The organism is Dyadobacter beijingensis DSM 21582 (genome assembly GCF_000382205.1).
Classification (GTDB): Bacteria; Bacteroidota; Bacteroidia; order Cytophagales; family Spirosomataceae; genus Dyadobacter; species Dyadobacter beijingensis.
Window position 1 is genome coordinate 238297 of the sequence record NZ_KB907789.1, and the last position, 12298, is coordinate 250594.

Annotated in this window: 12 protein-coding genes and 1 tRNA gene; 9 read left to right on the plus strand and 4 right to left on the minus strand. The window is 52.1% G+C overall.

The features are described from left to right. The first annotated feature begins 17 nt into the window (after positions 1-17). The 6 genes from H144_RS0119490 to H144_RS0119520 all read left to right on the plus strand — a co-directional run bounded on the left by H144_RS0119490 (position 18) and on the right by H144_RS0119520 (position 6356). The gene (locus tag H144_RS0119490) at positions 18-1592 is read left to right on the plus strand and encodes a SusD/RagB family nutrient-binding outer membrane lipoprotein (protein ID WP_019943781.1); all 1575 of its coding nucleotides are present in this window, start codon (positions 18-20) and stop codon (positions 1590-1592) included. Positions 1593-1704: 112 nt separating this feature from the next. Further along, entirely contained in the window at positions 1705-3042 is a 1338-nt protein-coding gene (locus tag H144_RS32255; protein WP_019943782.1) for an amidohydrolase/deacetylase family metallohydrolase, read from the plus strand. A 154-nt stretch (positions 3043-3196) separates the two neighbouring features. Beyond that, the gene (locus H144_RS0119500) at positions 3197-4873 is read left to right on the plus strand and encodes a PLP-dependent transferase (RefSeq protein WP_019943783.1); all 1677 of its coding nucleotides are present in this window, start codon (positions 3197-3199) and stop codon (positions 4871-4873) included. Positions 4874-5168: 295 nt separating this feature from the next. Beyond that, a tRNA-Leu gene (locus tag H144_RS0119510) sits at positions 5169-5252 on the plus strand. Positions 5253-5483: 231 nt separating this feature from the next. Next, complete coding sequence (locus tag H144_RS0119515) at positions 5484-5789, plus strand: helix-turn-helix domain-containing protein (protein WP_019943785.1); 306 nt, start codon at positions 5484-5486, stop codon at positions 5787-5789. A 102-nt stretch (positions 5790-5891) separates the two neighbouring features. Continuing rightward, positions 5892-6356 carry a hypothetical protein gene (locus tag H144_RS0119520; RefSeq protein ID WP_019943786.1) on the plus strand — a complete coding sequence of 155 codons (465 nt, stop codon included), beginning with the start codon at positions 5892-5894 and terminating at the stop codon, positions 6354-6356. Positions 6357-6365: 9 nt separating this feature from the next. On the opposite strand, the gene H144_RS0119525 is transcribed toward H144_RS0119520, so the two are convergent. Continuing rightward, positions 6366-6980 (minus strand): deoxynucleoside kinase, encoded by a 615-nt coding sequence (locus H144_RS0119525; protein WP_019943787.1) that lies wholly within the window; start codon positions 6978-6980, stop codon positions 6366-6368. Between the two features lie 153 nt (positions 6981-7133). On the opposite strand from H144_RS0119525, the gene trhO reads away from it, so the two are divergent. Next, positions 7134-8120, plus strand: coding sequence for an oxygen-dependent tRNA uridine(34) hydroxylase TrhO (trhO, locus tag H144_RS0119530; protein WP_019943788.1), 987 nt, complete (start codon positions 7134-7136; stop codon positions 8118-8120). Positions 8121-8125: 5 nt separating this feature from the next. Here the strand turns inward: trhO and H144_RS0119535 are convergent, their stop codons facing one another. Next, positions 8126-8620 carry a GNAT family N-acetyltransferase gene (locus H144_RS0119535; RefSeq protein ID WP_019943789.1) on the minus strand — a complete coding sequence of 165 codons (495 nt, stop codon included), beginning with the start codon at positions 8618-8620 and terminating at the stop codon, positions 8126-8128. Between the two features lie 118 nt (positions 8621-8738). On the opposite strand from H144_RS0119535, the gene surE reads away from it, so the two are divergent. Together surE and H144_RS0119545 are read left to right on the plus strand one after the other, a co-directional pair. Next, positions 8739-9506, plus strand: coding sequence for a 5'/3'-nucleotidase SurE (surE, locus tag H144_RS0119540; RefSeq protein ID WP_026350840.1), 768 nt, complete (start codon positions 8739-8741; stop codon positions 9504-9506). Positions 9507-9519: 13 nt separating this feature from the next. Then, positions 9520-11088 (plus strand): GH3 family acyl-acid amido synthetase, encoded by a 1569-nt coding sequence (locus tag H144_RS0119545; protein ID WP_019943791.1) that lies wholly within the window; start codon positions 9520-9522, stop codon positions 11086-11088. A gap of 2 nt (positions 11089-11090) precedes the next feature. Here the strand turns inward: H144_RS0119545 and H144_RS0119550 are convergent, their stop codons facing one another. Together H144_RS0119550 and H144_RS0119555 are read right to left on the minus strand one after the other, a co-directional pair. Further along, a complete protein-coding gene (locus H144_RS0119550; protein ID WP_019943792.1) occupies positions 11091-11705 on the minus strand; it encodes a LysE family translocator in 615 nt (204 codons plus the stop codon). A 1-nt stretch (position 11706) separates the two neighbouring features. Beyond that, on the minus strand, positions 11707-12261 hold the full coding sequence (locus H144_RS0119555) for an NUDIX domain-containing protein (protein ID WP_019943793.1): 555 nt from the start codon (positions 12259-12261) through the stop codon (positions 11707-11709). Between the last annotated feature and the right edge of the window lie 37 nt (positions 12262-12298).

Here is a 12298-nt window from a genome sequence, read left to right on the forward strand (position 1 = left end):
ATTTGAAAAGCGACACAATGAAGATGAGATTTATCAAAACAGCATATAAGGCAGCGGTCGCAACCCTGATCGGGACAATGGTATCCTGCAACAGCGACGTGCTTACCAACCTGAACAACGACCCGAACAAGATCGACTACGTGATACCGAGCTACCTGTTCACGCAAATCGAGCTGGGCATGCCGCAAACCCGCGGCCAGCTGCACCAGGGCATGCAATATGTGGCCACCTATAAGGACGTGCCCGATATCGGAGGCAAGCAGTTCGACTACATTCCAGGCTTCGGGTTCACCATTTATTCGACGCAGTTCAATGCGATCAAACAATGCATGGACGCCCTGAAAATGCCCGAGGACGTAAACAAGATCGCCCTTTGCCGGATTGTGCGCGTATATGGGTACCATACGCTTACGGACGCGACGGGCGACGTGCCCTATTTCGAAGCGTCGCTGGCGCTGAACGATGTATTGAAACCCAAGTACGACACCCAGCAAGCCATTTATATGGATATGCTCAAAGAGCTCGACGAAGCAGCCGCGTCGTTGAACCCGGCGATGCCGACATTTGCGGGTGCCGATGTGTTTTATGCGGGTGATATTCCAAAATGGAAAAAATTCGCCTACACGCTTATGCTCCGGCTCGCGATGCGGCTATCGGAAAAAGACCCTGAAACGGCGAAAAAATATGCGTTGATCGCCATCAACGGCGGGGTGATGTCCGAAACCGGCGACATTGCCTACCTCAAATACAGCGCCACGGCCACCAACCCCCGTGCCCCGTACACGGAATATCAGGCCACGCAGGACCCTGATAATGCACAAGGCCAGAAGCTGTCGAGCACGCTGATCAACCAGTTCAAAACGACACGCGACCCGCGCATTTATGTGCTTTCCGTGGTGTGGACCAAAGTAGGCTCGGCCTACGTGCCCGACACGACGATGGCGAGCCAGAAAGGCATGGTACCCGGCTCGATACTGGGCTACCCAGCAGATTTTCCTACGTACTCGGAATACTCGCCGATCTGGTGGAACCGCGAAACTTCGCCGCTGATCATCCTCAGCCCGGCCGAGGCCCAGCTGCTGGTGGCCGAAGCGGTACTGAAAGGCTGGTACACAGGCACATCGGAAAAAGCCGCCTACGACCTGGCCGTGACCCGCGCCATGCAGCAATGGGCGCTCTGGCCGAATGTACCATCGCTTTCGCCCAACAGCAGCACTATTCCGGCTGGCGCCATTGCGGCTTACCTCGCTACCGGCTATCCGTATAAAACGAATGGTACCGTGGCTGAGCGGCAAGAGCAGATTTCCACCCAGAAATGGCTGAGCCTGCTGGGCGACGATCATGAGGTATGGTCGAACTGGCGGCGGACGGGTTTTCCGAAATTCAATTTCAAAAACTGGGAAGGCAGCAAGCCCTACCCGGGCTCCGTGACGGGTGGCGAAATGTTCCGGCGCCTGCCCTACCCCGACGAACGCGCCACCAACAACGACAACCAGCAGGAGGCATTGAAACGCCAGGGATTCCCGCTCGATCCGAGCGTAAAAGCCCAGAGCGATGCCCTCCTGGGACGCGTTTGGTGGGATAAAAAATAATTGTCGGGATATGATGGGGGTTCGGCATTTAAATGGCTGTCCTCATCATATGCAGCCTGATCACAAAAGCATTGTACAGAAGCATTTAACTATCCTAAACCCTTTACCCATTATGAGAGTTTTCAGCTTTGCAGCCTGCCTGTTGCTGGGTTTGTTATGCCATCCGGCGTGGTCTCAGACGAAGAAGTACAGCATTGTCATCAAGGGCGGACACGTGATCGACCCGAAAAACAACATCGACGCAGTGATGGACGTGGCCGTAGAGGGCACGCCGGGCGGCGAAGACGGTAAGATCGCACTCGTGGCCAAAAACATCGACCCCGCGCTCGCCGTGCAGGTGGTGGATGCCAAAGGCCTCTACGTCACGCCCGGGATTATCGACATTCACGTGCATTTCTTCTGGGGTACCGACCTGAAAGGGACTTACCGGAATGGCCCCAACGGCTTGCAAGCGGACGGTTTTACTTTCCGTTCGGGCGTGACCACCGTCGTGGACGCGGGCAGCTCGGGCTGGAAAACTTTCGAAACTTTCAAAAAGCAGACCATCGACCTCTCCAAAACGCGTGTTCTGGCGATGCTGAACATCGTTGGGGAGGGCATGGCCGGCGGCAAATTCGAGAACAGCCTCGATGAAATGGACGCCAAGGCCACTGCTGAAATGGCCAAAAAGTATCCCAATGACATTGTAGGCGTAAAACTGGCGCATTATGTAGGCCACGACTGGACGCCTACCGACCGCGCGCTGGAAGCGGGCACGCTGGCCAACATTCCCATTATGGTCGATTTCGGCAGCGCCAATCCCGTGTTGCCATTGGAAGAATTATACCTGAAAAAATTCCGGAAAGGCGACATTTATACGCATTGCTTCGGCGGTAACAGCAACAACAGCGGCCGCGGCCGTGAGTCGATCGTGGACGTTACTACCAATAAGGTGAAGCCCTACACCATCGAAGCGCAGAAGCGCGGGGTGATCTTCGATGTAGGCTTCGGCGGGTCGAGCTTCCTGCTCGCACAGGGCCAGCCAGCCATTAAACAGGGTTTTTACCCCAACTCCATCAGCACTGACCTGCATACGAGCAGTATGAACAATGCGATGAAGGATATGAACAACATCATGTCGATGTTCCTGGCAATGGGTATGGATTTCAAAAGTGTGATCAAAGCCAGCACCTGGAACCCGGCGCAGGAAATCCACCACGAAGAGCTTGGTAACCTCTCGCCCGGTTCTCCCGCAGACATCGCGATCCTGAACCTGCGTGACGGCAATTTCGGCTTCTACGCCCGCGACGGCAAGATTACCGGTAAAAAACGCATTGAAACCGAGGCGACCATCCGTGCCGGCAACATCGTGTACACGCTCAATGCCCGCGTGGACCCGATTAACCTCCCACGCCCCGAACGCCCTCCCGGCGGCCAGGGACAGCAGGGCCAGGGAGCAGGCCCGAGATAATCAAAAAGGAAGATATTTATCTCGGAAAAAGGGTATTCCAAACAAAATCAGGCATCCTTAAACAACACCTGACCACACTTGACAATACCTGACAATACCTGACCAATTCCCACCAAGCCCTTTAACCATTCAAAACCCCCATACCTTAACACCAATGAAACGCAGAGAACTTCTCAAAGACCTTTCGATGATCCCGCTTGCAGGAGGCGTTCTGAGCACGTCGGCGGCATTTGCCGAGAGCAGCAAACCGAAATGGTTCCAGAAAGCCGCCGCAGCAGTATCAGCACCAGGACCATTGAAGGCCGGACCGCAAATCTACCAGTCGATCGGCGTGGAACCGATCATCAACTGCCGGGGGACATTCACCATTATCGGCGCATCCATCGAGCTGCCCGAAGTGCGCCAGGCAATGGAATATGCCTGCCAATACAATGTGCAGATCGATGAGCTTGCATTCGGCGTAGGCCAACGCCTGGCTGAAATCGTCGGCTCGGAATGGGGCATGGTGTCGTCGGGCTGCGCGGCAGGTATGAACGAGGTTACAGCGGGCATTGTCGCCGGCGGCAACCCCGAAAAGCTGATCCGCATTCCAAATCTCGAAGGTTTTGAAAAAACAGAGGTGATTATCCCCCGCTCCTCGCGCAACGTGTATGACCACGCGATTCGCAACGTGGGCGTCAAGATCATCACGGTAGAAACCATCGAAGAACTCAAAAAAGCCATTACGCCGCGCACGGCGATGATTTACATGATGCCCGGCGACGAGCCGTGGACGGTAAAAGCCGTAGCGGACATCGCCAAACCCGCCGGCGTACCTCTGCTCGTAGACGCCGCCGCGGAACGTTTGACGATCCCGAATATCCACTTGCAAGCCGGCGCCTCGGTGGTGGCTTACAGTGGTGGTAAAGTAATCCGCGGGCCGCAATGTGCTGGCCTCATGCTGGGCAGCAAGGACGTCCTGATGTCGGCATGGCAGGCCAGCGCACCGCATCACGGGCCTTGCCGCAACAATAAGGTGGGGCGCGAGGAGGTAATAGGCATGCTGGCCGCCGTGGAAGCATGGGCCACCCGCGACCACAAGGCCGAAATGAAAATGTGGGTTTCGTGGCTCGATACCATTTCAAAAAAGCTGAACAGCGTACCCAGTGCCAAACTGGAAATCAAGGAGCCGAAAGAAGGCGCCCTGGACAACGCGACGCCGACACTGACGATCACCTGGGACCCTACCAAGCTCAATATCACCGGCCAGGAAGTGGCCGACGAGCTCCAAACGACCAAACCGCGCGTGGCAGTCGGTACCGGCTTCCGCAGAGGACAGGCAGCGGCCCAATCAGGCCCGCCTACCACGTCCATTACCGTGGCTGCCTATATGATGGGCCCCGGCAATGACAAGATCGTCGCCGACCGCATTTTCGAAATCCTGACCCGTAAGCGCAGCGCCCCGAAAGCGGAAGCTACCATGAAAGCGCCGTCGGCCGAAATTGCGGGCCGCTGGGATGTGGACATCGAATTTTACACCAGCAATAGCAAGCACACGTTCATCATCGAGCGCCAGGACGGTAACTACCTCTACGGTACGCACAAGGGCGAATTCGCGACACGTGAGCTATACGGCAACATCGATGGCGACGAAGTACGCTTCCAGAGCCGTTTCAGCGTGCCGGGCGACAACCTGACGATGACATTCTACGGGAAGCTGTCGGGCGACACCATTACCGGCGAAATCGATATGGTAGAATATGTGAATGCGAAATTCACCGCCAGGCGCGCTACGTTCCCGAACAACCGCCAGCGGATCAACATCCCTGCCGGCCGCCCGCTCTCGACCTAGCAGACAGGCATCATGGATTTGACATATCGGTAATTAACATAAAAAGCCTTGGATCATGCCAGGGCTTTTATGCTAATTACTAAATCTAAAAATTTTCAATATTGCGAAGCCCGTCGCGCATGCGGGCCGAACCGTCTGATCTTCCGCGCCGTAGGCGCATTTTGAGCCACGAAACTACGATCAAATCGGTCAAAACCGAAGGTTTTTTTGCCTAAAAGCCGATTTTTCAACAAAAAAATACGCATCCAAATGTTGCGTCGTATCATTTAAATACTACTTTTGCATCACGATTGACGGCCAGGTGGTGGAATTGGTAGACACGCTACTTTGAGGGGGTAGTGCCCGTTCGGGTATAGGAGTTCGACTCTCCTTCTGGTCACGATTAAGTTAAAGTGCGTTCGGGAAACCGGACGCACTTTTTTTGTGCCCACACGCTTTTCGCCACACCCCTTACCTATTTGGCCTGACTTTTGTTATATTTACATAAAGCGCTTAACCTGGACAAATTGTACATATAACATTCCATTTGGATTCCTTTTAAATCCAATCGAATGTTTTGTTCATAACCGAACTATTGGCAATGATAGAAGTGGCAAGAATAGCGGCACTCATGAAAGCACACCACTTGAACACCAGCGAACTGGCTGAGATCGTGCACCTATCCCCATCCAAAATCTCCAAAGTGCTCTCGGGAGACCAGAAATTCACCTCCGATGCACTGGGCATCCTTATCAAAGAGCTCGGCATTCACCCCAACTGGCTCTTCGGCCACGAAGGCGACCCGCAAACCGTCTTGTACATGAAAGACCTCGTCCACAAAAGCGAAGTCGAGAAGCTGGAAACACGTATCAGGGAGCTGAAAGACGAGCTTGGGGAAGTGTATAAGCAGCTGGCGGAGGAACGGAGAGTAAAGTAACCATTTCCCGATTCGCTATTGCATTCTACAAATGAGGCGATTATCTTTACAAACGTTTGAATAACCCCGAAAATCAAGAAAGTTTTGAATTACGCCCTCTGCATGAAATTTACTTTCCTGCTTGGTGTGATGGGCCTGCTGGCAGTGAGCGAGAATACGTGTATGGCTCAATGCAAGGAAACTGTCAGCCCGTCCAATCACAAGAAAGTACATTATCACAAAATCCAGCTTGCCGACAAAATGGAGTACCTGACGCTCTCGCGCACAGGTGATGAAATCGTTTTAAGCTATCACAACGAACGCATCGGACTGGTATTCTACTCCCAAATGTTTACCGAAATACGCTTCTGGACGCCTCAGGGGCAGTTTTCGCTCTATTCCACGGCTAATGACCGCAGTAACTGGCAGCCCATTTTCATCCTCGCCTCGCCCGTGACGCGCAAAGAACTCGAAAAAATGAAGGCCACGACGAAAATCGAAGTGCTGCTCACGGAGGATACCAAAGTTTTCAACGTCGATGCGCAAAAAAACGTCATGCTGAATAAGGCGATCGCCTGCATGCACTAATGCAGTGCCCTACACATAGAACAATTCCTTGTTGAGCAGCGACACGATGTGATTGAAGTCATCGGGATTGGATGCGAAATCCATGTTATTGACGTCGATTTCGAGGATTTTGCCGTCCTCGTAGTTCTGCACGAAATCTTCGTAGTAATGGTTGAGATTTTGCAGGTAGTCGATCGAAATGTCGGCTTCGAAGTCGCGGCCGCGCTTTTTGATCTGTGAAACGAGCTTGGGAATGTCTGCTTTAAGATAAATGAGAATGTCCGGCTGCGAAACGGTACGGATGATCGATTCGAAAAGTAACAGGTAGGTTTTGTAATCCCGCTCGACGAGCACGCCGGATTCGTACAGGTTTCTGGCAAAAATGTAGGCATCCTCGTAAATGGTCCGGTCCTGGACGATCGTCGAATAGGTCGTCTCGCGGATCTTCTGCACCTGCGCGAAGCGGCTGTTGAGAAAATACACTTGCAGATTGAACGCCCACCGGTCCATATCCTGATAAAAATCAGCCAGGTACGGGTTTCCTTCTACCGCCTCGTACATCACTTCCCATTTGAAATAGTCGCCCAGCATCTGGGTCAGTGTCGTTTTGCCGGCGCCGATATTGCCGATGATCGCGATGTGCATAGAGAATCTGGATGAGTTGAGTAAGAGAATGAGTGCTTGCAAAAATATGTATTTCAGTGAATAACCGGTCAGTTGCAAAACTGATTTTCGGCATTTTCTTAGAACTTGCATTATTCGTATATTTGCGGCTGATTTGGAGAAAAGAAATGAATTATGAAACCTTACCGGGTTATCCTATATTACTATTACACGCCCATCGCCAATCCCGACGCTTACCGCGATGAGCATCACCTGTTTTGCGTGGAAAACGGCCTGCTGGGCCGCATTATCGTCGCGCCGGAAGGACTGAATGGCACCGTATCCGGCACGCCGGAGCAATGCGAGGCATATATGGATTATGTGCGCTCCGACGCCCGTTTCGCCGGCGTCCAGTTTAAAGTCGAGGAGCACGACAACGTGGCGTTCCAGAAGCTGCACGTGCGTGTGAAGGACGAGATCGTGAATTCCGATCTTCCCGTTAATCCATTAGAACGTACCGGCAAACATCTCGAACCAGCCGATTTCAAAGCGATGCTGAACGACCCGGACGTTGTGCTGGTCGACATGCGCTCCGACTACGAGCACGAGGTCGGCAAGTTCAAAGGCGCCATCACGTTCGATATGCACAACCTGCGCGAGCTGCCCGACCACGTGCACGAAATATCCCATTTGAAAGATAAAAAGGTGATCACCTATTGCACGGGCGGTATCAAATGCGAAAAAGCGAGCGCCTACCTGCTGGACCAGGGTTTTAAGGATGTGTACCAGCTGCACGGTGGTATTATACGTTACGGACTGGAAGAAGGCGGCGAGAATTTCGACGGCAAATGCTACGTGTTCGACAACCGCATCACCGTGGACGTCAACAAGGTTAACCCGACGGTGATCTCCAAATGCCACATCTGCGAAGAGCCCTGCGACCGCATGGTGAACTGCGCCAATGCCGAATGCAACAACCACTTACCTATCTGCGAAAAATGCGGCTGGGAGATGGAAGGTGCGTGCTCGGCGGAATGCAAATCGCACCCCGGCAAGCGCGTTTATGACGGTACCGGCTATTATGTGGTCAACAGCAACCATTACCAACCGCTGCAAGGCCTGAAAAGTCAGCAGAAGAATATCAAGAAAATGAAACTCGCGTTGAAAACTGAATCGGCTTAGCCGGTTCAGTTCAATGGCTTTTCGAGGATGTAATCGTTCATCCAGTAAGGCCCGATGGGAATGTCCTGCTCATCCACGACACTAAACCCCATTTTTTCATAAAAACTCCGGGCCTTGTTATAACGGTTCACATTCAGCGACAGCACCGTTCCTCCCCCAGCCTTCACGTAACTTTCAGTCTCGTGCAAAAGGTATTTACCCGCCCCCGTGCCTTGCGTCGCGGGGAGGACATATATTTTATGTAATTTAAACTTCCCCGGCCTCTCTTCCGAAACCGCCGAGAAGCCGACCGGGTCGCCGTCGCTGGTCAGGAGGAGGAAATGCTGGCCTGAATGCATTTGTTCGGTCAGGGATTCGGGCGAATATATTTTTTCAAACATATAATCGATCTGTTCCTGGCTAAGAATGTCACGGTAAGTGGGTTCCCAGGTTTTTTCCTGAATTGTAATAATAGTTGGTATGTCCTCAACGGAGGCGTGCAGTGTTGCGAATGAAGGCATATTGCTTAAATTTGGCAGCTTGAAAAGCGCAAGTAAATATTTATTCACCTAAAAACCTTGTTACTTCATCGGCAGAACGACGGCATGAAAGCAGAAAGCACCCGATAAGTAGAAATATATGAAACCCCTCATTTTAGTTACAAATGACGACGGAATAACGTCAAAAGGAATCCGAACACTGGTTGAAATCATGCAGACGCTGGGCGAAGTGATCGTTGTCGCACCGAACAGCCCGCAATCCGGCATGGGCCACGCCATTACGATCGGTGAACCGCTCCGGCTGTATTCCACCCATATTTTCGACGACGTTACAGAATACGAATGCTCGGGCACACCGGCCGACTGCGTAAAACTGGCCAAAAACTACGTGTTGCAGGACCGCAAGCCCGACCTTGTGGTAAGCGGTATCAACCACGGGAGCAACAGTTCGATCAGCGTGCTGTACTCCGGCACAATGTCGGCGGCCATTGAAGCGGCGATCGAGGGCATTCCCGCCATCGGCTTTTCGCTTTGCGATTTCAGGGAGGATGCGGATTTCAGCCACGCCGTTCCCTATATCAGGTCCATTACCGAGGAAGCATTGAAGAATGGTATTCCAAACGGCATTGCATTGAATGTGAACATTCCTGCGAAAACTGATCTGGCATTAAAAGGCGTGAAAGTTTGCCGCCAGGCTCATGCCAAATGGCAGGAGAAATTCGACTACCGCGTGGACCCTAACGGTCGCGGCTACCTCTGGATGGCCGGCGAGTTTGTGAATTTCGATACGGAAAAAGAAGATACCGATGTCTGGGCACTGGATAACAATTATATTTCGGTGGTGCCATGTCAATATGATCTGACAGAGTATGAAGCGTTGAAAAAGCTATCGACCTGGGATTTGTAATTTAACAACAGCTATGGCATTAGTAGGCAGTTTATTAAAGAAAGGCATCCATTTCAGCAACATCGTTGCCAACCGCCGCAAGGCAAGTTTACATCAGCAGCAAAAGAAAACCCTGGCCAAATTGCTGGCCAAGGCCAGATATACCGAGTTCGGCGAAAAATATAATTTCGACGAGCTGCTTTCCACCATCCTGTTTGCCGAAAAAGGCGCATTCTATGAGCTCTACAAGCGCACGGTGCCCATTTACGACTACAACAAGATCTTCAACGAATGGTGGCATAAGTCGCTCGAAGGCGAGAAGGACGTGTGCTGGCCGGGTACGATCAAATATTATGCATTGAGTTCGGGCACATCAGAAGCCGCTTCCAAGCAGATTCCCGTCACGAAAGCGATGACGAAGGCCATTCAAAAGACCAGTATCCGTCAGATTTTGTCGTTGGGGCATTATAAGGACCTCCCGCCGGATTTGTACGAAAAGGGTTTCCTCATGCTCAGCGGCAGTACCAACCTGAACCCGCACGATACGGGCAGCCTTGCAGGCGATTTGAGTGGTATCCAGATCCAGCAGATTCCGCGCTGGTTCCGGCCATACTATAAGCCCGGACAGAAAATCGCCGCCCAGCGCGACTGGGGCCTGAAACTGGAAGAAATTACGAAGGTAGCCAGCGAATGGGACATCGGGTTCGTGGTGGGCGTGCCTGCGTGGATTCAACTGCTTTTTGAAAAGATCATCGCGCATTACCAGGTTAAAAACATCCACGAAATCTGGCCTAATTTGCAGGTTTTCGCGCACGGCGGCGTTTCTTTCGAACCTTACAGAAAAGGTTTCGAAAAGTTGCTCGGCAAGCCGATGCATTACATTAACACGTACCTCGCTTCGGAAGGCTTCATCGCCTACCAGACGCGCCCCGGCGCAGAGGGAATGGAACTGGTGTGCGACAATGGCATTTTCTTCGAATTCATCCCTTTTACCCCTAAAAACTTCGATTCCGACGGTACCATGCTCGATAATGCGGAAACGCTGATGATCGATGAGGTGGAGGAAGGCAAGGAATATGCATTACTGCTCTCGACCTGCTCGGGCGCGTGGCGCTACCTGATCGGCGATACCCTGAAATTCGTGGACAAGGCGCGGGGCGAAATCGTGATCACGGGCCGGACGAAGCATTACCTCAGCCTTTGCGGGGAGCACCTTTCGGTGGACAATATGAACAAGGCGATCGACCTCGTGTCGCGCGAGATGGGTATTTCGGTGAAAGAATTTACCGTTTGCGGCATTGAGCACGGCACCATGTTTGCGCACGACTGGTACGTGGGCGTGGAAGAATCGAATGTGGATGCGGAAGTTTTGAAACAAAAACTCGACGCCAAACTCGCCGAACTGAACGACGACTACGCCGTAGAGCGTCGTCACGCATTGAAGGAAGTGTTTGTAACGGTATTACCCAACCAGGCATTCTACGACTGGATGGAATCCAAAGGCAAGCTCGGCGGCCAGAACAAATTCCCGCGCGTCTTCAAGAAAGACCTGATCGGGGACTGGAAAAACTTCCTGAAAACGGAAGGCTACATTAAAGAATAACCTTACTTTAAAAAATTGGTATAAGCAATCTGACAGGCGATGAGAATAAAAACCACGCCTGTCACTTTGTTAAATATCGTGACCACTTTCGGCGTGAACAGCTTTTTGAGCCTGTGCGCGAAAACGGCAATGGCGCTTTCCACCAAAAACACGGCAATGACGCTCGCTGCGAAAAACAATATCACCTGATTGAGATTGAAATGCAGGTTGGTGCGAATGTAGGAAGCGATCGTCACCCAACTGATGAAATTCACCGGGTTAAGCCCGTTCAGCAAAAAGCCAGTCGTGAAATAGTACAGGAAATTGCCGAAGCGCGTTTGCGGCTCGGCGATCTGCGGCTGGCCTTTGATGATATTGCTCAAACCCAACGCGACAAGGAAAATGACACCTGCCCCGGCCATCCATTTCTGGAAATTGGGAATGTCGGGCAGCAATGCGGTCCCGAAAATCGCGAAGAAAACGAAAATGATGTCGCAGATAAAGACGCCGAAAGCGATTTTGATACCCGTGCGGTACCCATTGTCTACGCTGTTTTGGACCAATGAAAAAAAGACGGTCCCGAAAGTAAGGCACAAAGCGACGCCTGTGAGCGTGCCGTAAAATAAAGCTTCGAGCATATCAGATACCTTTCAGTCTGGCAGTCATTAAAATGCCGGCTACCGAAAGTGAATCGGTGATTTCGGACCGCATGACCATTTCCACCGCTTCCGTCAAGGGCAATTTCCATACCTGCAACTCCTCCGTTTCTTCGGGCTCGGCTTCGGCCTGCGTAAGGTCTTCGGCAATGAACAGGAAACCCTCCTCGTTCGTGGCGGAATTGGAAGTATGGATGCGGGCGAGTTTGGTCCATTTGTTGGCCAACAGGCCGGTTTCCTCTTTCAGTTCGCGCTTGGCGGCATCCAGCGGATCGGCATCGAGCGCACCGCCGCCTTCCGGGATTTCCCAGGAATATTCGTCGATCGCGTACCGGTACTGGCCTACGAGGTAAATATTGTCGTCTTTGTCCACCGGGATCACGCCTATCGCCTGGTTTTTGAATTTAACCAAACCGTAAATGCCTTTGTTGCCCGCCGGGTTAATGACGTCACGGTGACTGAGTTCCAGCCAGGCATTCTCATAAACGGTTTCAGTCGATAGTGTTTTCCAGTTATTTTCAGTGGATATAACCCGCATTTTCTTAGTATTTTTGACCACTCATTGACAAATCTCA